The sequence below is a fragment of the Embleya sp. NPDC025285 genome, assembly GCF_055558835.1.
The window spans coordinates 1-25,856 of the sequence record NZ_JBVHLU010000106.1 but is presented as its reverse complement, the minus strand read 5'-3'; the positions used below and the strand labels follow the sequence as shown (position 1 = coordinate 25,856).

At 70.5% G+C, this 25,856-nt stretch carries 17 protein-coding genes; 6 read left to right on the top strand and 11 right to left on the bottom strand.

The window, feature by feature from the left end; all coding sequences use genetic code 11:
* Positions 1 to 7: 7 nt before the first annotated feature.
* From ACZ4FV_RS42665 to ACZ4FV_RS42640, 6 genes are all read right to left on the bottom strand, one after another.
* Entirely contained in the window at positions 8 to 706 is a 699-nt protein-coding gene (locus ACZ4FV_RS42665) for a response regulator transcription factor (RefSeq protein WP_465326173.1), read from the bottom strand.
* Complete coding sequence (locus tag ACZ4FV_RS42660; protein ID WP_465326171.1) at positions 703 to 888, bottom strand: hypothetical protein; 186 nt, start codon at positions 886 to 888, stop codon at positions 703 to 705. Before ACZ4FV_RS42660 ends, ACZ4FV_RS42665 begins: the two co-directional genes overlap by 4 nt.
* A 269-nt stretch (positions 889 to 1,157) precedes the next feature.
* Entirely contained in the window at positions 1,158 to 2,393 is a 1,236-nt protein-coding gene (locus tag ACZ4FV_RS42655; RefSeq protein WP_395863519.1) for a sensor histidine kinase, read from the bottom strand.
* Positions 2,390 to 4,504 (bottom strand): MMPL family transporter, encoded by a 2,115-nt coding sequence (locus tag ACZ4FV_RS42650; RefSeq protein ID WP_465326169.1) that lies wholly within the window; start codon positions 4,502 to 4,504, stop codon positions 2,390 to 2,392. The genes ACZ4FV_RS42655 and ACZ4FV_RS42650 overlap by 4 nt, the downstream gene beginning before the upstream one ends.
* A gap of 442 nt (positions 4,505 to 4,946) precedes the next feature.
* Positions 4,947 to 5,657: a hypothetical protein gene (locus tag ACZ4FV_RS42645; protein WP_465326167.1), complete on the bottom strand. Its 711-nt coding sequence runs from the start codon at positions 5,655 to 5,657 to the stop codon at positions 4,947 to 4,949.
* Positions 5,658 to 6,326: 669 nt separating this feature from the next.
* Positions 6,327 to 6,752 carry a MarR family winged helix-turn-helix transcriptional regulator gene (locus ACZ4FV_RS42640; RefSeq protein WP_395864055.1) on the bottom strand — a complete coding sequence of 142 codons (426 nt, stop codon included), beginning with the start codon at positions 6,750 to 6,752 and terminating at the stop codon, positions 6,327 to 6,329.
* 291 nt (positions 6,753 to 7,043) lie between these two features.
* On the opposite strand from ACZ4FV_RS42640, the gene ACZ4FV_RS42635 reads away from it, so the two are divergent.
* Positions 7,044 to 7,460, top strand: coding sequence for a cupin domain-containing protein (locus tag ACZ4FV_RS42635; RefSeq protein ID WP_465326165.1), 417 nt, complete (start codon positions 7,044 to 7,046; stop codon positions 7,458 to 7,460).
* A 783-nt stretch (positions 7,461 to 8,243) separates the two neighbouring features.
* Here ACZ4FV_RS42635 and ACZ4FV_RS42630 read toward each other — a convergent pair.
* On the bottom strand, positions 8,244 to 9,167 hold the full coding sequence (locus ACZ4FV_RS42630) for an ADP-ribosylglycohydrolase family protein (RefSeq protein ID WP_465326163.1): 924 nt from the start codon (positions 9,165 to 9,167) through the stop codon (positions 8,244 to 8,246).
* On the opposite strand from ACZ4FV_RS42630, the gene ACZ4FV_RS42625 reads away from it, so the two are divergent.
* The 4 genes from ACZ4FV_RS42625 to ACZ4FV_RS42610 all read left to right on the top strand — a co-directional run bounded on the left by ACZ4FV_RS42625 (position 9,150) and on the right by ACZ4FV_RS42610 (position 15,571).
* Positions 9,150 to 10,271: a hypothetical protein gene (locus ACZ4FV_RS42625; RefSeq protein WP_465326161.1), complete on the top strand. Its 1,122-nt coding sequence runs from the start codon at positions 9,150 to 9,152 to the stop codon at positions 10,269 to 10,271. The genes ACZ4FV_RS42630 and ACZ4FV_RS42625 overlap by 18 nt on opposite strands.
* A gap of 1,046 nt (positions 10,272 to 11,317) precedes the next feature.
* Positions 11,318 to 11,842, top strand: a complete 525-nt coding sequence (locus ACZ4FV_RS42620; protein ID WP_395863511.1) for a DUF6643 family protein — start codon at positions 11,318 to 11,320, stop codon at positions 11,840 to 11,842.
* Between the two features lie 214 nt (positions 11,843 to 12,056).
* The gene (locus ACZ4FV_RS42615) at positions 12,057 to 12,869 is read left to right on the top strand and encodes an MOSC domain-containing protein (protein ID WP_402233281.1); all 813 of its coding nucleotides are present in this window, start codon (positions 12,057 to 12,059) and stop codon (positions 12,867 to 12,869) included.
* Positions 12,870 to 14,473: 1,604 nt separating this feature from the next.
* A complete protein-coding gene (locus ACZ4FV_RS42610) occupies positions 14,474 to 15,571 on the top strand; it encodes an ABC transporter ATP-binding protein (RefSeq protein WP_395863508.1) in 1,098 nt (365 codons plus the stop codon).
* Between the two features lie 158 nt (positions 15,572 to 15,729).
* Here the strand turns inward: ACZ4FV_RS42610 and ACZ4FV_RS42605 are convergent, their stop codons facing one another.
* Together ACZ4FV_RS42605 and ACZ4FV_RS42600 are read right to left on the bottom strand one after the other, a co-directional pair.
* Positions 15,730 to 19,212, bottom strand: coding sequence for a helix-hairpin-helix domain-containing protein (locus ACZ4FV_RS42605; RefSeq protein ID WP_402233285.1), 3,483 nt, complete (start codon positions 19,210 to 19,212; stop codon positions 15,730 to 15,732).
* 1,385 nt (positions 19,213 to 20,597) lie between these two features.
* Positions 20,598 to 21,578, bottom strand: coding sequence for an aldo/keto reductase (locus ACZ4FV_RS42600; protein ID WP_395863504.1), 981 nt, complete (start codon positions 21,576 to 21,578; stop codon positions 20,598 to 20,600).
* A gap of 541 nt (positions 21,579 to 22,119) precedes the next feature.
* On the opposite strand from ACZ4FV_RS42600, the gene ACZ4FV_RS42595 reads away from it, so the two are divergent.
* Positions 22,120 to 23,169 carry an LLM class F420-dependent oxidoreductase gene (locus ACZ4FV_RS42595; RefSeq protein ID WP_402233287.1) on the top strand — a complete coding sequence of 350 codons (1,050 nt, stop codon included), beginning with the start codon at positions 22,120 to 22,122 and terminating at the stop codon, positions 23,167 to 23,169.
* A 347-nt stretch (positions 23,170 to 23,516) separates the two neighbouring features.
* On the opposite strand, the gene ACZ4FV_RS42590 is transcribed toward ACZ4FV_RS42595, so the two are convergent.
* Entirely contained in the window at positions 23,517 to 24,140 is a 624-nt protein-coding gene (locus ACZ4FV_RS42590) for a hypothetical protein (protein ID WP_395863500.1), read from the bottom strand.
* A gap of 391 nt (positions 24,141 to 24,531) precedes the next feature.
* Positions 24,532 to 25,506, bottom strand: coding sequence for a magnesium/cobalt transporter CorA (corA, locus tag ACZ4FV_RS42585; RefSeq protein ID WP_395863498.1), 975 nt, complete (start codon positions 25,504 to 25,506; stop codon positions 24,532 to 24,534).
* Between the last annotated feature and the right edge of the window lie 350 nt (positions 25,507 to 25,856).

Sequence of the window (25,856 nt, the reverse complement as noted above, 5' to 3'; positions counted from 1 at the left end):
GCACAGCCTACGTCGGCGACGGGTCGCCACCGGGGACGATCAGGCCCGACTCGTAGGCGATGACGACCAGTTGCGGTCGATCGCGCGCATCGAGCTTGGCCATGATGCGGCTGACGTGCGTCTTCGCGGTGAGCGGGCTCAGCCCGAGAAGCGTGCCGATCTCCGCGTTGGTCAAACCCCGGCCGACCAGCGTGAGCACCTCGCGTTCGCGCCCCGACAGGTCCGCGACCCGGACCGAACCCGGCTCGCCCACCGTCGGCGTGGTCGGCATGCGCAGTACGCGCGAGATCAGCCGCGCCGTGGGCCCCGGTGACAGCAGTGCCTCACCCGCCCCGATCGTACGGATCGCCGCCAGCAACTCGGCCGGGCGGGTGTCCTTGACCAGGAAGCCGCCGGCGCCGGCGCGCAACGCGGCCACCACGTTCTCGTCGTCCTCGTAGGTGGTCAACACCAGAACCCTGACCCGCGACAACTCCGGATCCGCGGCGATCAGCCGAGTGGCCTCGATCCCGTCCAGGATGGGCATCCGGATGTCCATCACGATGACGTCCGGCCCGGTGGTGCGGGCGAGTTCGATCGCGGCCCGCCCGTCGGCGGCCTCGCCGACCACCTCCATGTCCGGGGCCGAGCTCACCAACATCGCGAACGCCGACCGCACCAGGTGCTGGTCGTCCGCGAGCAACACCCGCAACTTGCCGCCCGTCACACGCTCCCCCACTCACCCGACACCGCCACCGGCGGCCATCCCGTCCGAATCCGCCGCCCGAAGGGCATGACATCACGCGCGGCGGTCCGCCGCTCGCGCACCCACCGCACCGGTCGCACCGGTCGCACCGGTTGCATCGGTTGCATCGGTTGCACCGGGCGCATCGGTTGCACCGGGCGCATCGGTTGCACCGGGCGCATCGGTCGCATCGGGCGCATCGGTTGCGTCCGTATCGCCGCGTCGGCCCGTACGCCCGCCGCTCGCGTGCCCGGGCGATCGGGCCGACGCGGCCCGTGCCGCCGCATCGCGCAGCCGTCACCGCACCCGGAGGACCGCGTCTCGCACACGCCGCCGCAGGGCGTCAGGCCCTCACCGCACGTTGATCATCGCGCGCCCCCGCCCGACCGGCGCGGTACCCCACCCCGAAGCTCCGCGCCTCCCCATCGCCGGGTCATCCCGCCCCCGCCCGCTCGCCCATCGGCAACACGGCCTCCACCTTGAACCCGCCTCCCGCTCCGGGCCCCGGCCCCGCGACCAACGTCCCTCCCACGCTACGGGCCCGTTCGGTCATCCCGAGGATGCCGAACCCGCCCTCCCGCCCGGCCTCGACGTCATTCCCACTCCCGCTCTCGCTCCCACTCGCGATGCCGCTCCCGATCCCGACTCCACGGCCGTCATCTCGCACGGCGACCCGCAGTTCGGCATCCACGACGACGAGTTCGACCCGTGCGGAACGTGCCCCTGAATGCTTCACCACATTCGTCAGCGCCTCCTGCACGATCCGGTACACGGCAACGCCCACCTCGGGCGCCGGCGGTGGTCCGTCGTGGCCGACGAGCGTGACCTCGATGCCGGCGGAGCGGGCCGCGCTCACCAGCGGCACCAGGCCGTCCAACCCGGCCAGGCCGGGCACCGCCTCGTACGACGCGACCTCCTCGGCATCCCGCAACACGGACAGCGTGGCTCGGAGTTCGTGCCTGGTGTCCCGGCACGTCTCGGCGATGGTGTCCAACGCACCGACCAGCACGGCGCGTTCCACCGGCGGCTCCTGGGCCGCGAGGTGCGCGGCCACGCCCGCCTGGACACCGATCAACGTGATGCTGTGCGCGAGCAGGTCGTGCAGGTCGCGCGCGATCCGCAGCCGTTCCTCGGCCACCCGCCGCCGGGCCACCTCGTCCCGCGTACGCTCGGCCCGCTCGGCCCGATCGATGATCGCGCTCATGTGCGCGTGATGGATGCGCCACGCCTGCCCCGCGACCAACGCCGCGAACACCCAGCCGGCCATCCCGCAACGATCCCGCCACGACGGCGCGTCCTGGCCGCCGAAGGTCATCGCCACGACGACCACGGTCAACGCCACGAAGGCGAGCACGATCGCCTCCTCGCGCCGGATGTACGCCGCGTACGTCCCCAGCGCAAGCAGCGCCAACGCTGCCGCGCTCTCGTGCAGGTACTCCCGGTTGTGGTACGGCACAGTCAGGATGAACGTCACCAACAGCGCGGTTCCCGGCCGCGTCCGACGCCAGGCCAGCGGGATCGCCGCACCGACCAGCAGCGCCACGCCGATCGGGTCCATCGCCCGTTGTCCCGGCCACATCCACGCCGAGCCGATCGCGCACGCCGCCAGCAGGGACGCGAGCAGGGCGTCCCAGAGGGACGCCCCACCCCAAAACGATCGCTTCGTCACACCGCCATCTTCCGGGACGACGCGGGCGGTTCCACCGGCCGGGTCCCCGCCGACTCGGGCGCGGGCCGCCGAGACAACGGCCCCGGCCACCAGATCCGCCGATCAAGCGCCACGCTCGCGGCGGTGACCAGGAACGTACGCACCAGGAACGTGTCGATCAACACGCCCATCGCAACCACGAATCCGATCTCCACCAGGGAGACCAGCGGCAGCAGCATGAGCACCGAGAACGTCGCCGCCAGCACGAACCCGGCGGACGCGATCACCCCGCCGGTGGTCTCCAGTGCGGCCGGCGCGGCAATCCTGACCGAGTCCCCGCGCAGCGACATCTCCCGCACCCGGTGCATCAGGAAGATGCCGTAGTCCACCCCCAGTGCGACCAGGAACACGAAGGTCAGCAGCGGGGTTTGCGCGTCCACTCCCGCGTATCCGAAGCCGTGCTCGAAGATCAGCCCACCGATGCCCAGCGAGGCGGCCCACACCAACGCGACGGCCGCGACCAGGATCAGCGGCGCGATCAGACTCCGCAGCAAAACGATCAGCACCAGCAACACCGCGAGCAGCACGAGCGGGACGACGACCCGGCGGTCCCGCGCCGTGGTGTGCGAGGTGTCCATCTGCTGCGCGGTGGACCCGCCGACGCGCGCGTCCGGCACGGTGCGCAACCGTTCGATCGTGGCGTGTTCCCCGGCCGACTCCGGCCGATCCTTCGCGAAGGCCAGGATTTCCGTCCAGCCACCCGCCGTTCGCGCCTGCCGGGCGTGACCGACACCCTCCGTCGTGGAGACCGCCGCGAGCACTGCCGAGGCCCGTTCGGTACGCGCCATCACCGCGATCGGCGCACCCGACTGCTCCGGGAAGGCCGCACTCAACGTCGCCTGCGCCGCGATCGACTCGGGCTTCGAGGTGAAGCCGTCACCCTGCCGCAGCGGGTCCGGCAGCGCGAACGCAGTCAGCGCACCCGCCCCCAGCAGTACGACCCCCGCCACCAACACCGCGATCGGCCGCCGGGAGACCCCCGTCCCGATCCGCGCGTACGCCCCGCGGCCACGCTTGGGCTCGCTGCCGAACGCGGGCACGAACGGCCAGAACACCCGCCGCCCGAGCAACACCAGCACCGCCGGCAACAACGTCGTCATCACCGCGAGCGCACACGCCACGCCCACGGCGCCGACCGGCCCCATACCCCGACTGCTGTTCAGATCCGCGGCGGTCAGGCACAACAGCCCCACCACGACCGTCCCCGACGAGGCCACAATGGCCGGCCCACATCCGCGCAGGGAGGCAAACATCGCGTCCAACGGGCGTGCGTGGAACCGTAGTTCCTCGCGGTACCGGGCCACCAGAAGCAGCGCGTAATCGGTACCCGCACCGAACACGAGAACCGTCAACACACCCGAACTCTGTCCGGTGACGGTGATCCCGAACGCCCGCACCAACCCGTACACCGCCGCCGTCGCGACCGCCACCGCGACACCGGCGCACGCGAGCGGCACGAACCACAGGTACGGGCTGCGATAGGTCAACATCAGCAACACCGCGACCACGATCACGCTGGCCAGCAACAGCGTCCCGTCGATCGAGTCGAACACCTCCCCCATGTCCGCCTCGATCCCACCGGGCCCACCGAGTCGCACGCTGAGCCCGTCCGGATGCCGATCGAGCACCTTGCGAATGTCCGGGACGATCTCATCCGGCTCGGCGCCACGCCGATCGACGGACAACGCGTAGCGCAACGTCGCGTGGTCGACCGACTCCTCCGCCACCGGCCCCGGACCGGCCACCAACGGATGCCGAGTCACCACCTCGGCGACCTGACCGGCCGCCAACTCCCGGTCGGCGACCGTCAATCCGCCGTCCCGGTGATACACGAGCTGCACGTCCATCGCGTCACCGCCGGGCAACCCTGCCTGAACCTTGGCCACTTGGGTCGACTCGGCGTTCGCCGGCAGGTAGTCCACGGCCTCGTTGCGCTGCACATCGGCGAGCTTGGACGCGAACATCCCGGCCACCAGGACGACAAGAATCCAGCCGCCCACGACGGCCCACGGCACCGCCCACAACCGCCCCCGGCGGGCCGGGGCGGTCTCTTCCTTCGAGAGTGTCTCCATGCCGTCAAGGCTCTCGGCCGCCCGGGTCGGAGGCGTCCGGCGGACGGCCGATGTCCGGGTTACTCCGGGCGATGTCCGGGGGTGGTGACTAATCCCGTGGGAGTAATGGCGGGGAGTAGGGCGGGGGTTTGGGGCAGGGGTGCTTACGAAGGGAAGGGAGGGTGGCTGCCGGGTGGGGGCGGTGGCTGCGGGGGCGAGGGCGGGGTGGGTGGCTGCCTGGGGGTCGAGGGGCGCGGTCCGCCGGCTGCACCGCGCCGAGATTCCGGTGGCGCGCACACCGTGCGTCCCGCCGCCCCACGCGGCGACCGACGCCCCCGTGAGCGCCGGTCGCCGACGGCCACCTCAGTGGCGAGGAAGAGACCATGGACTCTCTCGACTCCGGATCGAGACGCCCGCTCCCCTGGATCGAGAACCTAGGCGTGGCGCGGAGAAACGGAATCAGTTACGGATAGGTAGTCGCGAGGAGCTGCGAAAAGGCGCGAGAAGGCTCGAAGAGGCGCCAGGTGGTGCGAGGAGGTGTGCCTATGGGCGCTTGAAGCGGTGGTACGGCCTGCGCGCCTTGAACGTGATGTCCAACTCCGGCGGCCGCAACGAGTCGTCGGGGGGGCAACTCGTGGGTGAGCGAACCGACCAGCGCCAAGTAGCCCTTGAGCGCGTCGGGTTCGCGGATCCCCCGGCCGGCGGCGTACGCGAATTCGGATGAGGCGGCGGCGAAGACGTCCCGGCTCCCGATCAGGAACGCGGTACGCGCGTACGTCACGGGCCGCAGCCACTCCCTCGTGTCGCGATGCCCACTCTGCCGCAGCCACGCGGCGGCATCCCGTTCCGTGCGCTCCTCGCGAGTCTCCACCGTGAGCGGCGTACCAGCCGTCAACCGCCGCCTGACCCGCGGCCACGCGCTCGGGCGCAGTCCGAGTGAATGATGCATCAGCACCAGGTCCACCCGACCGCCGCTCGCGTCGATGAACGCCTCGTCGTCCAACGGCACACCACTCCGCAACGGAACATGCACGACGGTACGCCGCGAATAGGCGGCGAACGAAAATAGGGCCGCCAACCGGGACAACCCGTCATGATCGCCGACCACCACGCCGTACTCCCCCAGCGGATCGGCCAACGCGGTATGCCGCAACGGCGACCAAGGTTGCACCACGCGATACTCCACCAAGCCGACGCGCGGCCGGAACTGACGCAGCCTCAACCGCACGAACACCCACCCATGGCCCCACCCATCCCGACACCTTCCCGACCCGACACCTTCCCGACCCGACAACACCACCGACGCAGCGAAGTTCCGGACGCCGGCGCAAAAGAAGGAATCGCGCCTCGGCCTCGGTGCCGGCCGCCCGCCCTGCGGGCGACCCCTCCGGCTTCGGCGCCCCGACACGCGGACCACCCACGAACTCGACCACGAGCTCGCCCGCGCCGACCGAACCGCCGGCCTCGTACAGCCAAGGGCAACCCCGGCCCCCGGCGTCGCTCCCGTACGGCAACCTCTCGGCCGAGCAGCCGCCGCCGACCCGCCGAGCACACCCGCCCGGGCGCCCGCCCCGGAGTCGCGACGCTGCGGCAAGCGGGCAAGTGCGTCGGGGGTGCCAGGCAGCGGGGCGCGCCGGTCACCGAGGCATCACGGCCGGCCGGTTCGAGGTGGTGCGGCGTCGGCTCGCCTGACGCCCGAGGCAGGCCGAGTCGATCCACTTCTGCCTGGTCCGGCCCGCCGGGTTCGGGTCCGCTCCGGGCCGGGCTGGGCTGGGCCGAAGCACTCCGAGGCCGCTCCAGAACCGCTCCGCTCCGGCCCGGTCCCGCCCGACCCCTCCTGCGATCACCCGCCGCCGAACCAAGCCGGCATGTCGAAGTGGAACGAGTCCCCCGGTGTCATCGTCCGGAGATCCTCCTCCAACGCACGCAGTCGATCCATGCCGAGCGTCTCACCCCACTTGGCACGCAACTCCTCGAAGACCGCCGCCGACTTCGCGAGCGAATCGACTCCGCGCACGGTGAGCCGAACCACCTTGCGCCGCGCGTCACTCGGATCTACACCGCGTTCGACGTAGCCCAGGCGCTCCAGGCCATCGATCGTCTTGCCCGCCGCCTGCTTCGAAACGCCCAGCAGGCGGCCGAGTTCCACAGCCGTGGTGCCGTTCGGACCGATGGCCTGGAACACGAAGCCATGCATCGGACGCAGGTCGGGATGGCCCTGCCGGGCGAGTTCCGCGTGAACCTCGTCGATGAGCATGCGAAACGCCATCAGCAGGCGCAACGGCAGCTCGAAGCCGGGCGGGTCCGATTCGGGCTCACCGCCGCCGTCCGCACTCGCCGAAACGCGCTCGCTCCCGCGATCGCCCACTCCGTCCGTACCGCCCCCGCCGCCCAGACCACCCACTTCGCCCGGACCACCCACTTTGCCCGGACCACCCACGCCGTGCGGACCGCCCGTACCGCCCGCAGGCGAATCTGTTGACATGAATAGACAACCTGGTTCACTATTTAGACAACGATGTTGTCGAGTTGCTCACGAGTCTACCGAGGAGATCAACGTATGCCCGTCATTCGCAGTGCCGACGCCCGCGTCACCACCACCCCGAACGCCGTCATGACCACCTACGCCTCCCCGACCCAGGGCGGCACCGAAGCGGCCCTGTGGCGCGTGGACATGGCCGCAGCAACCTCCGGCCCGTACCACGCCATCGACGCCGACCAGATCTGGACCGTACTCACCGGCAGCCTCACCGCCGACGTCGACGGCGAAAAGCTCACCGCAGCCACCGGCGACACGCTCGTCCTCCCGGCCGACGCCCCGCGCCAACTCCACTCGGACACCGAATCCGGCTTCTCCGCCATCGTCACCTGCCCCGCAGGAGCCCTCGCCTACAACCCGAACGACATAACCCCGCCCGGCGCCTGCGGAATGGCCCCCAAGGAGGCCGAACGCGTCCTCCCGCCATGGATCGCATAACCCACACCCCCGCAAGCCCAACCAGCCTCCGGCCCACCCACCGAAACCAACCGTGAGCCCGCCGGCCACCCTCGGCCGACGGGCTCACGTCGTCCGGACGGTCACTCCACACCCTGTGCCGCTCCCCTTCGCCACCCGCCCCACCAACGCATCCAGGTCCAGCACCAGAGCAACCCCCAAAGATCGCCACCAAACAGCAGCAACAATGCCGGACCCCCGGGGGCGGCCGGTGAGAGCGGCGGCCGGCGGCGGGGTCGCTGACAGCGGGAGGGCAGCGGCGGCCGGCGGCCGGTGACGGCCGGTGGGCGGCGGCGTGCGGGTGACGGGCGGCCAGTCGGTGCCGGTGGGCGGCGGGCGGTGGGCGGTGACCGGTGGCCGACCGGAAGCGGACCGTGGCGGGCTGCGAAGTCCGGCAGCGAACGGGTTGGCCCTGTGGCCACCGGGCCCACAGATACCGGAACTCCACAACCATCCGCCGCTGTTGGCCCCTAGACACTTGGCGGATCGCCACGAAATCGCCTCCGCGGCGCGCACCCGTCACCTCAGCGCCGCCCAGCCCAGCCCCGCACAAGACCGGCCCAACTCCTGGCACATGAACCAGAACCACAGGACCGAGCGGCGAAGCCGAGCACCATGACGCTGAAGCGGAAGCGCCAGAGCGCGACCCCGTAGTCCGGCCGCCCCGCCGCCCCGCAATCCACGCAATTCGTCAACGCCACCGCGCTTACGTGGCCCTCATCCAACTCTCACCAAGCCCTCATCAACCGCGCCTCCACCCATCCCTCACCACAAAGGCGCCTCCGCGCGGGTCACCGCAAGGGTTCGCTGCGCCAACTCCTCCAGTACGCAGGCCTCTTGCCCCGGCAGCCCGGTCCTGACCCGACTCGGCGCCATCGACGGCCAGCCCGCCGCCGCGCCATACAGGGCGCCGGCGATCGACCCCGCCACCGGCGCGGTGGTTTGGATATCCAAGCCCCCGCGTACCGTCAGGCCGATCTGCCGACACGGATCCCCATCGCCCCAGAGCAGCCCCGCCGCGACCAGGCAGGCGTTCCCAAGCGCATCCCCCCGCGTGGTGGTTCCGTAGCGCTGATGCACCTCGGCCGCCGCCTGCTCCCAGGTCCGCCCACGCGTATAGGCGACCAGAACACCCTGAATCGCGCCCGACAACCGCGATTCGAGGGGCACATGCCGCAACGACACACCGACCGCCTGCGCCGCATCCCGCGCCGTGAACGCAGCCGCCGCAAGCGCCGCACTCCACATCGCCGCGTACAGCCCCTCACCCGCGTGCGAGACAACCGCGTCCTTACGCGCCAACCGCGCCGCCCGCCTGGGATCGCCGGGAGCCACGTACCCGTACAGATCCGCTCGCGCCATCGCCTCATCGGTATCACCGCGAGCACTCCCGGCAGACACCGTCGCCGGCGGCAACGCACCACCCAGCAAGGCCAGATACGCGGCCTGCTCCGCCGGACGTGGACGCAGGAACGGCAGCGTCAGCAACCACAACGCCCCGACCTGCGCACTCGTGAATCCCGGCCCGTGCAACTCCAACACCCGCAGACTCAGCACGGCTCGATCGATCGCGTCGCTACGGTCCTCCGCGCGAGCGACATCCGGCACACCCGACCCGCCCGGGATACGCGCCGCCTCATGGGCGCCAAGGCAACGTCCGATCCAGCCTCCGTGGATGCGGTCCAGCAACGCGACACCGGGTGGCGGTGGGTCGATGGCCCCGGCCGGGGGAAGCGCGTCGTCCAGGAATCGATCGGCGTCATCCGGGCCGCCGTTGCTCCGATCCGCCCGGACCGGGACACCTCTCGGCGATCGCCGCCGCTTAGGCTCGCCTCGAGCCGGCTCATCTCGGGCAATTTCGCCCCGATTCAGCTCGCCTCGATTCGAATTGCTCGCATTTGCTTTGGCGCGACCGGTTTCGTCTCGCCCAAGACGCTGCCGTTCCAGACGGTCTCGACCAAGACGACTTCGATCCACCCGATCTTGCACAAGACGATCTTGAGCAAGACGGCCTTGGGCAGCATCTTCCGGAGCGGCACCGTCTTGAGCAAGACGGTCAGCGGAAACACCATCCCGAGCAATATCGTCTTGATCAAGACGATATTGAGCAAGACGGCCTTCGGCGATGCGCTCTTGATCAAGGCGGTCTTGCCCAAGAAGCTCTGGCCCCGGACGGGCTGGGTTCAGATGATCTCGATGAAGATGATCTCGGCCGATGCGATCCCCCTCCAGACGGTCTCGGTCGCGACCATCCTGCGCCCGCCCACCCTGAACTCGGTCGCCCAAAGTCCCACTCCCGCCGGTTCGACCACCATCGATTCGTCGATCTCGAGCCGTACCATCGCCGTTCCGATCATCTCCCGTCAGACAATCTCGCTCGCGATCATCTCGCGCCCCGCCACCCTGGTCTCGGTCAGCGCCTACCGCCCCACCAGCTCGAACTCGACCTCCGTCGGAGCGTTCGCCCCGCTCCGCAGGATCTCCCTCGCGAACATCTCGTCGCCCATCATCCGAAGCCCGAACGTCACGGGTCGGATCATCTTGCTGCAGACGATCTGGCGCTCGACGATCGCCAGGCCGATCGCCGGGCTGGCGCGAGCCACGGCCCCCGTCGTCGTTGTCGAACCGACCATCGCCGAGCCGATCGTCTTGCGACAGACGATCTGGGCGCCGAGGAATTCGCGTTCCGTCGCCGAAAGCCGGACCGTCACGATCAACGCCGGCTCGCACGCGATCGCCCGCGGCTCCGGCGTCGCGAACCACGACTCGGCGGCCCCGCCCATCGCAGGCTAAGTCACTCGCGCCTAGTTCGGAGTCGGCTGCCGGAGCCTCGCCGATGCCACCGCCGCCGGCGCCAGTTCCCCGCCCACCCCGGTCATCACCACGAGGACCGCTTCCGAGCCGAGCGTCGCCGCCCCAACCCTTGTCCGCACGGCCGGCTCCAATCCCGGCCCCGCCTCCGGCTGCGGCCTCACCCTGGCCCTCGCCCACCGCGCGGCCTCGACGCCGGCCGCTCCCGCCCGGCCTTCGACCAGCCCGCCTTCGACGGCCCGACCCAAAGTCGTCCGAATCTCGACCCCCCTCGGCCCGCAGCACCGACCGCGGCACCAGCAACTCCCGCGCCGGTTCCGCTACGCCCCGATCACCGGAACCGTCCGCCGTCCCACCCACGCCATCGCCGGCACGCAACCCATCACCCACGCCACCCAACACCCCCGACGGATCAGCCACATCCGCCGCACCCGAGGCCTCCGACGAAGCACCCCCATCCGGCCGCACTGCCCGCGCCGCCGCTGCCGCCGCCCTCGTCGCCGCCTCCGCAACACCCTCCGCGTCCCGCGCCGCCGGCCCTCCCCACCGACCCCGCCGGATGCGAGCCCGCTCCCGTTCCCCATCCCGATCGTGCGCCCGACCCAGTGCCTGCACCTGCACCTGCCCCCGCGCCTGTTCCGGCGCCTGCTGCCCTTCGCTGCGCCCGTCCTGCGCCTCTTGCGAGTCGTACCGCACGTAGTCCTCCCCGGCCGGGTGGGCAGGCCGGCACCGACCGGCGGGCGGCACTGCCCGGGACGTTCATGGCCTTGCCACCGGCAGCCGATCGCGACTGCGCGTGACGAAGCCCGCTCGTACCGCATCATGCGCCGGCCGCTTGGTGAAAGGCCAGACGCCCTACACGGCTGATTCGACCCAAATGTGACGCCCTATCACATGCCCTGCGCAGGCTACGGAACCGCCCCGGCCGAGGCCATTGGCAAGGCTTGACGAAGTCCAGACGCGACCCGCTGAAATTCGTCACGACCCAGGGGGTTCGCAAGCGCCGCGAATCGCGTACCTTATCGGCCATGACCTCGGCTCGCGCCTATGACGGTGGCATCTACTCGCCGTATTCGGAGACCCCGATCTACGACCGGCTGGTGGCCGAACGGGGCCGGCCGGAGATCGGCCCCTTCAACCTCCCCATGCCGGACTTCGCCATGCACCCGCTCTTCGGCGAACGACCGGCGCTCCCCGCCCTCCCGGCCCTCCCGTCCTCGTACTCGTCGCCCGCTCCGGCCTACGGCGCGTCGGCCCCGGGCTACGGCTACAACACGCCGGCCCCGATGCCCTCGCTGCCCGCCCCGCTGCCGGTGCCGGCGCAATACGGCGGCGGTTCCCCGCAGTACGGCGGCGGTCAGTACAACAACGCGCACCTGTCGGGCTACGCGTCGATGGCCCCGGCTGCGCCGCAGGCACCTCAGCAGGCCGTGCACCAGGCGCCGCAGCCCGGCGCCGGGCAGTACGCCGCGCAGTACGTGCAGCCGCCCCAGGTCCCGACGCCGCGCGTGCCGAACATGGGTGAGCCGGGCCAGTTCCCGCCTCGCTACTGATTCGCGCACCGGCCGTAGGACACTGCCGGTCGAGTACCCGAGCCGTACGTACTCGACGACTCGCGCGGATCCGACCCGTCGCCACGTGCACGAGTCGGGAATCGCGTCGAGCATCGAGTCGCTCCACCGCACGTCGTGTGGCACCTCCCGAACAGGGCGGCGTCGCACCGATCCCCCGCCGGCCTCCCCCGGACCGGCGTGAAAAAGTGAACGCATGCACCACCTCGCCTCCTTGCACGTGTATCCGATCAAGTCCGCACGCGGTATCGACCTCTCCGAGGCCGTGGTCGAACCCTGGGGTCTTGCCGACGACCGGCGTTGGATGCTCGTGGACGAGACCGGACGGTTCGTCAGCCAGCGCAAGCAGCCACTGCTCGCGACCGTGACGGTACGTCAGGAGGCGGACGGGCGACTCGCCGTAAGCGCGCCCTCGATGGACGAACTGTGGATCGAGCCGACTGCCGAGGTCCGGCTCGTCCCGGTGACCGTCTGGAACGACGAACTCGAGGCCGCTGTCGGTCCGGACGACGCGCACACGTGGTTCGGAAAGCTGCTGGGCATCGACGTCCGACTGGTCCATCTCGACGACCCGACCCGACGAACGCCCGATCAGCGCTTCGCGGATGCATCCGATCGGGTGAGTTTCGCGGACGGATTTCCGCTGCTGCTGACCACGAAGGGTTCACTCGAAGCACTGAACACCGTCATGGACTCGCAGCTGCCGATGAACCGCTTCCGCCCCAACGTCGTCATCGACGGACCCGAAGGCTGGGCCGAGGACAACTGGCGCCGAGTCCGAATCGGCGACGTCATCTTCCGTGTGGTCAAGCCGTGTTCGCGTTGCGTGATCACCACGACCGACCAACACACCGGCGCCCGTGGCCCAGAGCCGCTCAAGTCCCTCGGGAAACACCGTCGATTCGGCAACAAGCTCATTTTCGGCCAGAACCTGATCCCCGAACTCTCCCCGAACACCAAGGCCATCCTCCACGTCGGCGCCCTCGTCGAGGTCCTCGAAACCAACTGACCCACCCACGAGCACTCGACGCCCGGCAGGCGAGACCACCCGACACCGGAAACGCGCATCGACTGGGATGGGCCAACATCACGACCGGCCCGGCTCGGCTTCCGCACGTCCATTCGAGGTCAGGCCAGACATCGCTCGGCGAACTGACCGCGTACGGAGGGGCATCTTGCCGGCGGGCCCGGTCCGTGCGCGCCGTTGGGTGAAGACGGCAGTGGGGCGGCGGCGTTCGGACCGCTCCGACGAAAGTCCGCCCACGGCACACCACCGCGCCACACGCAACCATCCCCTCCGAGCCGACGCCGGCAGGAACGACCGGATGGTACGGAGGCGCGAGTTCGGGTGTCATCGGCCTCGCGGCTTGGCGCCGACGGAGGGCAAGCGGCCCGCGGCCGGTGACCCCGGGGTCGGACGGCCGGGCGCCCGGCGGCGACGCATCGTTTCGCGCCGGGTAGCGCAACGCCCGCGGCTCAAGCGGGTGACGGCTCCTCAGCCCGGCAAGGTACCCCCGTACGACTTGGCCATCCATCGCCGTGCCGGCGCGCGGAGGTGGCCATTCGGCGAGCGCGCTGGTCGTAAGTCGCACCCACCGTAAGGACGTCCGTCCAGCTCGATCGTCAGGACAGGCCCGGTGCCGATGGGTGCTCTTATCGCCCAAGAGGTCCACGACGGGAGGGCAGCCGATGAGCCGGACTCGACGAACGTCCAACGGCGAGTGGACGCCACGCTTCGCCGCTGCGGGCGGCGGCAGATATCGGCACGCGAGGGGCGCCGGCCCGGCGGGCGGCCGGCGGTCAACGGAGGAGGCCGCGAGGTGGCACGCAGCGGTGTCGCCGCGATCGACACAAGCGAACCGCCATTCGGTGTCCGGCATATCGCCACCGTGGACGGCACCTCCTCACCTGATGGAGCACCGACGCACCCCCTTCAGCACACCGGATCCGCCCGCCCGACCCCGCACCGGCAGCAACGCCCGCGCGCCCGCGCAGGAGAGTTCAGTCCAAACAAAGCACGTCCACACCCGGCCGAGCGGCGACAACCGGCTACCCATGCGCGGGCGGCCGTACGCCCGCCCGTCGAGCCGTCACACACGCCACCGCTCGACGCAGGGCTGACGTGCACGCGGTATCACGTAGCCATCCATCGACACACGAAGGCAACTGCGGGACAGGGATGTTCGACGCGCGGGCGACCGTCCGTCCCCCGGCCCTCCGTCGCACGCCCCGCCCGCCCGCACGCCCGGCCGTCACGTCCGGCAGCGGGAAGCTGAGCCGTCGTCGGACAAGGCCGTCGGCCGGCCGGGGCCCATGGTGGGCCCGCCAACCGACGCATAACCCTACCCATCGCCCCACCCACGCCGGTTCGACGTCAGGGCCACCGGCGCGCACAGCCGGGTGACACCTGCCTCGTCCGCCCCTGCGCCCACAGCGCCTTGCTACACCGCCGTGCCGTACCGCCACTTGGCGCACTACCGTCACCCGCGCGGGCGGCTCCTCCCGCGCGCCTCGATCCAGCGCCGTTCCGGGTCGCCCCGCGCCGGGCACGCTGAATCCCCCACTACCTCGGACCGTCCGGCACGTTCCTGCCGGGTGAGGGGACACGACCACATGGCCACCGTCACGTTCGACCGCGCCACCCGTCGGTACACCAAGGGCGACAGGCCCGCCGTCGACAACCTCTCGCTCGAAATCGGCGACGGGGAATTCCTGGTCCTGGTCGGCCCGTCCGGCTCCGGCAAGAGCACCGCTCTCCGCATGCTCGCGGGCCTGGAGGACGTGAACTCCGGCGCGATCCGAATCGGCGACCGGGACGTCACGAACCTCGAACCCAAAGAGCGCGACATCGCGATGGTGTTCCAGAATTACGCGCTCTACCCGCACATGACGGTGGCCGAGAACATGGCCTTCGCGCTCAAGATCGCACATCAATCCAAGGACGAGATCGCCCGGCGGGTCGCCGAGGCCGCGAAGATCCTCGACCTCACCGAGTACCTCGATCGCAAGCCGAAGGCCCTCTCCGGCGGCCAGCGGCAACGCGTCGCGATGGGCCGCGCGATCGTACGCGAGCCCCGCGTATTCCTGATGGATGAACCCCTGTCCAACCTCGACGCCAAGCTCCGCGTCCAGACCCGCATCCAAATCGCGGGTCTACAAAGGCGGTTGGGTACCACGACGGTTTACGTGACGCACGATCAGGTCGAGGCGATGACCATGGGCGACCGCGTCGCCGTACTGAAGGACGGCATCCTCCAGCAGGTCGCGACACCACGCCAGATGTACGAGCGCCCGATCAACGTATTCGTCGCCGGCTTCATCGGCTCACCATCGATGAACCTGATCGACACCGAACTGACCGAGGGCGGCATCCGTTTCGGCGACGTCCTGGTCCCGCTCACCCGCGAAGCGCAGGCCACCACCCGAGCCGAGAACGCCGAGCGAATCACGGTCGGCATCCGTCCCGAACACCTCGAGGTCACCTCGGGCACGGATGCGCGCGGCTTGGCCATCACGGTCGACGTCGTCGAGGAACTCGGCTCCGACGCCTACGTATACGGCACCGCCCAGGTCGGCGGCACGCCCACCACACTGGTCGTCCGTGTCGCCGGCGCCAATGTTCCCCAAAAGGGCGAGACCCTGCACCTCACCCCTCGCGCCGACGAGATCCACAAGTTCTCGAAGTCCACGGGCGAACGCCTCACCGACTGAACCGACTTCTTCCCCACCCGGCCCCTGCCCGCATCTTTTCCGACCCCTTCCCGCATCCGCCCCGGCGCCTTCTCGCACCGGCCGGTCCGCCCGTCAACCCGGCCCCGCGTCCGAGCCGCCGTCCCGCACGGCCCGGACGCGGGTTCACGGATGTGTGCTCAGCCCGCCGCCTCGCGCAATGCCTGCTGGAGGTGGGTGGTGCGCAGACGGGTCGGGTCGGCGGCGACCGCGGCAGCGAGTGCGGGGCCGGCCGCGTGCACGATCGAGACGTGGCGTTCGCCTCGGGTGACAAGCGTGTACATGAGGGCCCGGGTGTAGGCGTCGGCACCTTCGGCGGGGAGTACGACGACTGCCGCCGGGCGGCGGATGCCAAGGGATTGACGGGCCGTCAAGGCCCAGCCGTGACGCAGCTCGGCTCGCCGAACGGCCTCCGGAGCGGCCGTGCCGAAGGCCACCACCACCCGGCCGTCGGGAAGCGCCTCGCGGACAATTCCCTGAACCACACCGCCACTTGCGTCGGGCATGGCCCGAATCACGCAGTCCCCGACGTCGATCGCACCGGTCACGCCGTCGCCGGACACAGCGGAACTCCCCGCCCCAGGGCCGGTTTCCCGACCGGGGTTGAGCCTGACCTTGAGCGCGGCGTTCAGCGCCGTCGCGCCGGCGGGACCGGTCGCAAGGGGAGCGACCACGAGTACATCCCGGGCCGCGATCCCGATCGCCCGCGGAATCGAGTCGGCGACCAGCTGCGCGCACCGATGGGCTGCCTCCTCGCCGCTGTGGGCGGGGATCAGAACGACGCGGCGTTCGGGATCCTGGATCGGAGGCAGCCGGCCGTCCCGAATGCCGTCGGCGAGCGCCGCCGGCGGATCGTCGGGAACCGTCGGAGCAACCAGGGCGCGGATCGCACCGGTGGCCGCAAGGTCGGTGAACACCCGTCCCGGACCCGTCGATTCGAGGCCGGCCGGGTCGCCGGCCAACAGGATCCTGGCACCGTCGGGTACGGCCTCGAAGATCGCGGCGGCGGCGGTGACGTCGAGCAGCGTCGCGTCGGTGACGACGAGGAGGTCGAGTTCGAGGGTGCCGTCCGGGCCGCGCTCCATCGCGGCCAGTTCCCGGAGTCCGACCGCACCCGCGCCGAGTCGGTCCCGGCCGTCGATGGTCGGTGCGACAACGGCTACCCGCAATCCGGCGTTCCGAGCGTTCGCGGCGACGGTCAGAACCGCAGCCGGCGGTTCCTCGCCGGGGCCCGCGGCGTACAGAAGGACGCCGTTCGTACCCAGCGCGCGATCGAGCTTGGTGTCGCCGGTCTCCGGCCACGGTTCGACCGTGGACATCAGCCGGACGACCGCTTCGGCAATAGCCTCCTCGGCGAGGGCGTAATCGTCCAGGGCGAGCAAAACGCCGCCCACGGCGGCGAGTTCGTCGGGTTCTTCGAAGCCTTCATCGAAATCGGCATCGAAGTCGTCGGCGGGTTCACTGATTTCGTCGAAGTCGCCGTCAGCGTCCGCAAGCCCCGCCGGCGCTGCGGCGAAAGCCATCACACGGCCCTCGGCGAGTATGGCCCGCAGCGCGGTATCGGGGTCGCCGACCTCGAAGTGCGCGAGCGCCGCCCGGGCGGCATCGGCCTCGATCGCGGTATCGCCCTGTCGAGCGGCCCGCCGCAGCAGCCACAACACGATCGCGCGCACCCGTCGAGGATCGTCGGCGATCCATCCGGCGCCGAGCGCCCCACGGGCAAACAGGTCGGCCTGCTGAGGGGCGATCCCGGGCACCGCGAGCAGTGCCCACGGATCGGCCGCCAACGTCTCTGCGGCCTCGCTGCCCAGCGCAGTGGCCACCTGCGGCGCCATCCGCTCGGGCGCCCCTGATGCCGCCAAGAGCCGGGCGACGTCGGCAACGACTGCGGCGAAGGGCCGCCGAGCCGGGTCGGGTAGCGGCGGCGGCGCCGGCGCTGTTTTCGCCGCACCTGCTGCGGATCTCGCGGTCGCAACTACCTCCGCGGCGCCTCCGATTCCGGGCCCTACCCAACCACCATCGCCGGCAATGTTGTCGCGACGCGAACTCGACCGACCAGTTCCGCCCCCCGAAGCCGGGCCGGCGTGCGCCTCCGCCCCACTCCCTGGTTGCCACCGCTCTCCACTCAGAGCACCGCTCTCCCGCCCCGGCCTTCCTCCGCTCTCGCTGGTCCCCGAATCACCGAGAGCACCGCTCTCGCTATCCGGCATCGGCACCGCGCCGCCGGCACCCGACTGTTCGAGAGCATCGCTCTCCGTTTTCGGATCGGGCATTGCGTCTGGCTGTGGCGCGTCGCTAACACCGCCTCGACCGTCGAGAGCGCTGCTCTCGATCTTTGGCTCGAATTCGTCCCGCTCGCTGCCCGAGACGGCGAGAGCGGTGCTCTCGGCTTCTCGACTCGGGACCGAACCGGTTTCGATCGCATCCGCGTGAGCACTGCTCTCGTTTTCCGAGATTGCCTCAGAAGCGGATGAAGCTTCGAGAGCGGTGCTCTCGGGGTCCGGGCTCGATGTCACTACCGAGCGGTTTCGGTCGGCGAGAGCACTGCTCTCAACATCGGGCTTCGACTCACCGCGATCAGCCGCCGAATTGTCGAGAGCAGTGCTCTCAGGGTGGCGGGCTTGCACTTCGGCAGATTCGCCACCAGCTAGCGAGGCCGGTGTTGCACCAGCAATTTCCGACGAGGCGAGAGCAGTGCTCTCGGCAAGGGGGCCCTGCGCCTCACCCGGTCCGTCGCCGGCGGCGGGTGGCGAAGGTGGGCCTGCGGCATCCGAAGCGGCGAGAGCAGTGCTCTCGGTTCTTCCGGTCTGCGTCCCACCGGATTCATCGCCGACAGGTGCGGCCATCGCTGCCTTCGCGACATCAGAAGAGGTGAGAGCGGTGCTCTCGGCGAGGCGACCCTGCGCCTCACCCGGACCGTCGACAGCGGCCGGGGACAGAGATGCGCTCGCGGCGTCCGAGGCAGCGAGAGCGGTGCTCTCGGTGGTTCCGTTTCGCGCCGCGCTCTGGTCGTTGTCGGCGGGTGGGGCCGCAGGTGGATTTGGGGCGCTCTCAGGGGCGAGAGCGGTGCTCTCGGCGGCGTGATTTGGCACTGCGGTGGGGGTGTTGTCCGTGGTTGAGGCTGTGGGTGAAGGGTTGTGAGTGGTGGCCTCGGTGTGTGCGGTTGGTGGCAGTTCGACGTCGCGCATCGGGCGGGAGTGGAGAGCGGTGCTCTCTTCGTTGGTCGACGATGCGTTGGTGGCGTTCTCCTCGCGCGCGGCGGTTTCGGCGGCGGCGAGGGCTGCCGCTTCGGCGGCTTCGGCGGCCAACGCGCTACGTCTGCGGGCGCGCTCGGCGCCGTCCCCGTGTGGGGTATCGATGTGGTCGACGCCGCCGACGACTGTCGGGGCTTCGCCGCGCGCCAGTCTTGCGAGTTGATCGCGTAGGAGGGCCACCGGATCAGGCTTCGGACGAGCCTCGGGGGCATCAGGGGCATGGGCCGAGGCGGCCTCCGGGTTCGTGAGCGCGGAGTCAACGGTCTGGGACGTTCCCTCGCCGCCGGATCGGCCTTCGGTCTCGCCTCGTTCATCGGCCTTGGACTCGACGGCGTCCTGCGGGCCGCTTTCCATGTCGCCGTCGCTCATGCCGACACCACCTGCACCACCAACGCCACCCGTACTCACGTCAACCACACCCGACCCAAACTCGTTCGCTCGAACGCCCCGAAGCACCACCGGCCACGCCGGCATCACCGGCCCGCACCGGGATCGATGATCCCAAACTGCCTCACCCCACCCTCCCGCCGCTCCGAAGGCCCGGCCCGACACGTACGAATCCACCGGACGCTCGGCCGCCACCTCGACTGGTCAAGACCATGGTCGGGACCGCCGACGCCTCAGCAACGTACCTACGGTCTACCTCACGCGCGGGACGCACCCGGCCTCCGATCCAGGCGAGGCAGCCCTTCGGGGTGGACCCCCGTTCCGCCGACGGCCGAACCTTCGTCCCTGGCGCCGGGCCCTCCCCGGGCGACGAACCGGGCCGCCCTCCGCCCCGGCGCCCCGCCCCGACGTCGCCGACGCCGACGCCGATACCGACGCCGACGCCGTCGCCGACGCCGACGCCGACGAAAGCAGCCAAGCCTGATGCCACCCGCGTTTCAAATGGCCCGCCACCACACACATCAACACGCCCGCGCCCGCGCCACCTCGCCTCAGCGAAGCCGAAACGCACCTCAACCCCGCTCCTCCAGCCATCCCCGACCACCGCCGCCATTCCAAGTCCGGCTCTCGCCGAACGTGCCCCGTCCGACCCAGCCCAGTTGCCGAACCACCCGGCCACCCCCGTGCTGACGTGCGCCGTCCGACGCAGCCCAAACCAGCCCAGACGCGGAACCCCGAGCCGGCATGCGCCGTTCGACGCAGCCCGGCCCGGCCTCGCCCCATACCGGCCGCCTCGCGCAGGCCGGCGTCGATCGAACCCCGCTCTCGCCGGCGCGCCCCGTCCGACCCAGCCCAACCCCCGAACCACCGGGCCACCCCGCGCCGGCATGCGCCGCCCGACGCAGGCCGGCCCGGATCCGGGACCCCGGGCCGCCGTGCGCCGTCCGACACAGCCCAGCCGGGACCCGTACCGGTCGCCTCGCGCAGGCCGGCGTCGATCGAGCCCGGCTCTCGCCAGCATGCGCCGTCCGACACAGCCCAGCCCTGACCCGGAACCCCGGGCCGGAGTGCGCCGTCCGACACAGCCCGGCCCAGCCCAGCCCGGATCCGGAACCCCGGGCCGGAGTGCGCCGTCCGACACAGCCCGGCCCGGACCCGTACCGGCCGCCTCGCGCAGGCCGGCGTCGATCGAACCCCGCTCTCGCCGGCGCGCCCCGTCACACCCAGCCCCAGCCCGGACTCAGGCCACCCCGGGCCGGCGTGCCCGTCCGACCCGGCCCAGGCCGGCCTCGCCCCGTACCGGCCGCCTCGTGGGCCGGCGTCGGTGTCGATGGCGGCTGTGTTTGGTGGGGGTGGTTTGGGTGGGGTTAGGCCTGGCTCCAGGTGTGGTCGGGGTAGCCGGTCATGGGTTGGGAGACGTCTTCGAGGGCGGAGCGGATTTCGGTGGGGAGGACGACTGCTTCGGCGGCCAGGGAGGCGCGGAGTTGGGTGGCGTTGCGGGCGCCGACGATCGGGGCGACGACGCCGGGGCGGTCGCGGACCCAGGACAGGGCTACCTCGATGGGGGCGGCGCCCAGGCCGTCGGCGGCGGTGGCGAGAGCGTCGACGATGCGGCGGGAGTGGTCGTCGAGGTAGGGGGCGACGAAGGGGCCCATGTGGGCGGAGGCGCCTCGGGAGTCGGCGGGCATGGCGTGGCGGTACTTGCCGGTCAGGACGCCTCGGCCGAGGGGCGACCACGGGAGCAGGCCGACGCCCAAGTCGAGAGCGGCCGGCAGGACCTCGCGTTCGATGCCGCGTTGGAGCAGGGAGTACTCCATCTGGGTGCTGGCCACGACCACCCGGCCCGGGGCGGCGGACTGCCAGGTGGCCGCCTTCGCGAGTTGCCAGCCGCAGAAGTTGGAGACGCCGACGTATCGGGCCCGGCCGCTGGTGACCGCGAGGTCGAGTGCGTGCAGGGTTTCCTCGAGCGGCGTCGACGGGTCGTACGCGTGCAGTTGCCACAGGTCGACGTGGTCGGTGCCGAGGCGGGCCAGCGAGTGGTCGAGGGCTTGGAGCAGGTGTCCGCGCGACCCGTCGAAGCGGCGTTCGCTGTACGGCACGCTCGCGGCCTTGGTGGCGATGACCAGCTCCGAGCGCGGGATGTACCCGTCCAGGAGTCGGCCGATCATGTACTCGGCCTCGCCGTCCGCGTACACGTCGGCGGTGTCCACGAGGTTGCCGCCGGCGTCCAGATATGCCTTCATCTGGTCGGCCGCGTCGTGCTCGTCCGTGTCTCGTCCCCACGTCATGGTGCCCAGGCCCATGCGGGAGACCCGCAGGCCGGTGCGGCCGAGATGTCGCTGCTCCATGGCACCGGAGACTAGCCGTTCCCTCCCCCGCGCCGCCGTTGGCGGGGCCGTTCGGCGGTATGCCGGCCGAGTAGGTTACCGGCTGGTAGCTCACACGATATGGTCGGCCGAGACGAGCTGCTCGGCTTGCCCGGATCGTCCGGTGATTCGGCCGTGATCCGGGCGGTAATCGTCCGGTGATTCGGGCGGGGATCGTCCGGTGATTCGGGCGGTGATCGTCCGGTGATTCGGGCGGGGATCGTCCGGTGATTCGTCCGTTGATCCGGGCGGTGATCGTCCGTTGATTCGGTCGGTGACCGGTGGCGATCCAGGAGTGATCGGGATGGTGATCCGGCCGGTGTCGCGAGGGCTGGATGCGTCCAGGGCCCGCTCGATGCCGGACGGTACGCCGTCCGGGTATCAGTCGGGAAACGGTCGACAACGAGCAGCAACAAGCGAAACCGAGCGGCAACGAACACCGCGACGTCAATACGAAAGCAACCGAACGCCGCCCAGGCGTGAGAGAGACGTCGGACAGACGTCGAACAGGGGGTCCGCGAATATGCGACTCGGTATCAACCTCGGCTACTTCGGTGCCGGCAACGACGCCGACAACCTGGCGGTGGCCCAGGAGGCCGACCGTCTCGACTACGCGGTCTGCTGGGCCGCGGAGGCCTACGGATCGGACGCGGCCACGGTGTTGTCCTGGGTCGCCGCGCAGACCACCCGGATCGATGTCGGCTCGGCGATCTTCCAGATCCCGGCCCGGACGCCCACCATGACCGCGATGACCGCCGCGACCCTGGATGTACTCTCCAACGGCCGGTTCCGACTCGGGCTGGGCGTGTCCGGGCCGCAGGTGTCCGAGGGCTGGTACGGGGTCAAGTTCGACAAACCGCTCGCGCGCACCCGCGAGTACGTCGAGGTGATCCGGAAGGCGATGCGCCGCGAGCGGGTCGACCACCAGGGCGCCAACTGGACGCTGCCGCTGCCCGGCGGCCCGGGCAAGCCGCTCAAGCTCACCGTGCACCCGGTACGCGAGCACATCCCGCTGTACATCGCGGCCGTGGGCCCGAAGAACCTCGAACTCAGCGGCGAGATCGCCGACGGCTGGCTCGGCGTCTTCTACGCGCCGGAGCACGCCGAGGAGTCGCTCAAGCACATCCGCGCGGGCCGGGAGAAGGCCGGCGCGTCGATGGCCGACTTCGACGTCGTGCCCACCGTTCCGCTCGTGGTCGGCGACGACCCGCGGCAGGCCGCCGACCAGGTACGCGGTTATGCCGCGCTGTACGTGGGCGGGATGGGCAGCCGAGACCAGAACTTCTACAACCGGCTCGCGGTCCGGATGGGCTACGAGGCCGAGGCCAAGGAGATCCAGGACAAGTTCCTGGCCAAGGACTACTCGGGCGCCGGCGCGGCCGTCCCGTACGACTTCATCGACAAGACCAGCCTGCTCGGTGGCAAGGAGCGGATCGCGGAGCGGATGCAGGCGTACGCCGATACGGGTGTCACGACGCTGACGATCGCGCCGAACGGCAACACGCTCGACGAGCGGATCGCGGCGCTGCGGCTCGCGGCGGAGGCGTTGGAGTTGTCGGGCACGGGGTCCTGAGGCGAGCGACCTACGGGTCTTGGGAGCTTCGGGCGCCTTGGGCGCCTTGGGCACCTTGGGTGCTTTATGTACTTCAGCGACCTATACGTCTTGCGTGACTCTCTCTACGTCTTGCGTGACTTCGGCGACTCGGTGACGTCGGCGACTCGGTGAAGTCGGTGACTTGGTGACGTCGGTGATTTCGGCGACTTGGGCGACTCGGTGTCCTGGCTCCGCGCCTGCCCCGGCGGGGACGGCCCCCGGTCGATGGCGCGAGCCGGGTCGAGTAGCGCCGGTCGGTTCGAGTACCCCGGCGGCGGGTTCCGCGATGTGGGACCCGCCGCCTACCGGTGCGTCGTGCGCACTCGTCAGCGCGGGCCGGGGACGCGCGCCGCGATCACCTCGGCGAATTCCAGAAGGCGGCGGATCTGGCCCGGGCCGCCGTCCTCCAGCGACTTGCTGAACCGGTAGGCCTCCTGCCGGAAGCGGCCGGTGGACGCGCCGTCCTCGCCGCGCACGGTGGCGATCTCCTGGAGGGTCGGCGTGGCCAGGAACACGAACGCGCCACGCAGCTGCCGCCGTCCGTCGGTGTCGGTGCCCACCAGGGTCCGTATCCCGACGTGCGACACCGAGCCGAGCGGAATCACCTGCACGGAGGAGTCCAGCACCGTGCCACCGGGGGCGGACGGGTCGGTCATGTCCTCGCTGTGCCAGAGCACGAGCCGCCGGTCGTCGCAGACCGCGGCCTCCTGCCATACCGAGGTGCCGTTCGCGTTGATGTCAACGACCCGTTCGAGGGTGAACCCGCGCACCGGACGCCGGCCGAGCACCGAGCCCAGTGCCTCCATCGCCACGTCCGGGTGCAGCAGGTAGGACCGCACCGCGTCCTCGAGCTGGGTATGCGAGGACCAGTCGGCCCCGGCGGCTCCGGCCCCCGGAACCTGGGCCGGGCGCGTCCCCGATGTGCGCTGCCTGCCCGACTTGCCGAACATCCCCACCTGCTTCCGCCGCGTCTGTACAAGCAGAAGCCTACGAGAGTCCGGCGTGGGCGGCGCCAGGGTCCACCGCTTGATCGATCACAGAACGAAATCAGGCCGCGGCGGGGGAGTCCAGTGCGTCCCCGCCACGGCCGGTACAGAGGTCAACGACCGTACGCGGCAAAGGACACGAGCGATGGGCATGGGGCGGGAGAGCGGGGCGGGAGCGCGAGGCGACGCGGCGGGGCCCGGTGGGTGAGGCGGGTGAGGCGGGTGCGTTGATGGCGGTGGATGCGCCGGCTGTGGCGGGTTCGTTGGCCGTGGTGTGTTCGTTGGCCGGGGCGGGTGCGCCGGTGTGGCCGGTTTGTTGGCTGTGGCCGGTTCGTTGGCTGTGGCGAGTCCTTTGTTACAGCCATCCGCTCTTGCGGAACATCCGGTGCAGTACGAAGCATGAGGCCACCATCAGGGTGACCGCGCCCGGGTAGCCCCACACCGATCCGAGTTCCGGCATGTGGTCGAAGTTCATGCCGTACACGCCGGCGATCATCGTCGGTACGGCGAAGATCGCCGCCCATGCGGAGATCTTGCGCATGTCCTCGTTCTGCCGGACGCCCACCTGCGCGAGGTGCGCGCCGAGTACGTCGGACAACAAGCGGTCGAAGGACTCGATCTGTTCGGTGACCCTGGTCACATGGTCGGCCACGTCCCGGAAGAACGGCCGGGTCTCGGGGGGTACGAAGGCGACCTCCACCGTGGCCAGTTTCCGTATCGGCTCGATCAGAGGCAGCGCGGCGCGCCGGCACTCCAGGACCTCGCGCTTGAGCAGGTAGATGCGTTCGGCGTCGTTCTCGCGGCTGGGCGAGAAGACCCGCGCCTCCAGTTCCTCAAGGTCGGTCTCGAGTTCGCCGGCGATGGCCAGGTACGCGTCCACCACGGCGTCGGCAACCGCGTACATCACCGCGCCCGGGCCGTGCTTGAGCAGTTCGGGCTGCTTCTCGACTCGGCGACGGACCGACTTCAGCTCCGCACCCGGCCCATGACGCACCGTCACCACGAACGAGTCGCCGACGAACATCATCAGTTCCCCGGTCTCCACGGAGGAGGTCTCGTCGTAGTAGTGCAAGGTCTTGAGCACGAGAAAGATCGAATCGTCGTATGTCTCCAGCTTTGGCCGCTGATGCGCGTGCAGCGCGTCCTCGACGGCGAGCGGGTGCAGCCCGAACTCGCTGGTCACCAGATCGAACTCGCTCGGCGTCGGCTCGTGCAACCCGATCCACAAGAACGAGTCACCGACCCGCCGAGCCTCGTCCAAGGCATCCGAGAAGTCGGCGGGGCCTTCGGTCCGGCGGCCGTTGGTGTAAATGGCGCAGTCGACGATCACTGGGGCATTTTAGTTGTGACGGCTGCGGTGTCGGCTCGCGAGGCCGGATTTTGTGTGGGGAGGGCTGAGTCGGGGCGGTGTGGGGAGAGGTGGGTCGCAAGGGCGACGGACCGGAAGACCCGAGCCGCAAGGGCGACGGACCGGAAGACCCGAGCCGCAAGGGCGACGGACCGGAAGACCCGAGCCGCAAGGGCGACGGACCGGAAGGCCCGAATCGCGGAGACAGCGGGCCGACGCGCCAGAGTCGTGTCCCGTGGCGTTGCTGCTTGTTGGGCGACTTCGTCGCCGGCTCGCGAGGCACCGCCTTTTTTCTCTCCCCCGCTTCGCTCCTCCGAGAAAAAAGGCGGTGC

What these genes read in the sequence shown, in the direction of transcription:
- ACZ4FV_RS42660 (WP_465326171.1), bottom strand. Translation starts at nt 888, where the DNA reads ATGCGCCCGGTGCAACCGATGCGCCCGGTGCAACCGATGCAACCGATG.
- ACZ4FV_RS42650 (WP_465326169.1), bottom strand. Translation starts at nt 4,504, where the DNA reads ATGGAGACACTCTCGAAGGAAGAGACCGCCCCGGCCCGCCGGGGGCGG.
- ACZ4FV_RS42640 (WP_395864055.1), bottom strand. Translation starts at nt 6,752, where the DNA reads ATGGCGTTTCGCATGCTCATCGACGAGGTTCACGCGGAACTCGCCCGG.
- ACZ4FV_RS42635 (WP_465326165.1), top strand. Translation starts at nt 7,044, where the DNA reads ATGCCCGTCATTCGCAGTGCCGACGCCCGCGTCACCACCACCCCGAAC.
- ACZ4FV_RS42620 (WP_395863511.1), top strand. Translation starts at nt 11,318, where the DNA reads ATGACCTCGGCTCGCGCCTATGACGGTGGCATCTACTCGCCGTATTCG.
- ACZ4FV_RS42615 (WP_402233281.1), top strand. Translation starts at nt 12,057, where the DNA reads ATGCACCACCTCGCCTCCTTGCACGTGTATCCGATCAAGTCCGCACGC.
- ACZ4FV_RS42610 (WP_395863508.1), top strand. Translation starts at nt 14,474, where the DNA reads ATGGCCACCGTCACGTTCGACCGCGCCACCCGTCGGTACACCAAGGGC.
- ACZ4FV_RS42605 (WP_402233285.1), bottom strand. Translation starts at nt 19,212, where the DNA reads ATGAGCGACGGCGACATGGAAAGCGGCCCGCAGGACGCCGTCGAGTCC.
- ACZ4FV_RS42600 (WP_395863504.1), bottom strand. Translation starts at nt 21,578, where the DNA reads ATGGAGCAGCGACATCTCGGCCGCACCGGCCTGCGGGTCTCCCGCATG.
- ACZ4FV_RS42595 (WP_402233287.1), top strand. Translation starts at nt 22,120, where the DNA reads ATGCGACTCGGTATCAACCTCGGCTACTTCGGTGCCGGCAACGACGCC.
- ACZ4FV_RS42590 (WP_395863500.1), bottom strand. Translation starts at nt 24,140, where the DNA reads ATGTTCGGCAAGTCGGGCAGGCAGCGCACATCGGGGACGCGCCCGGCC.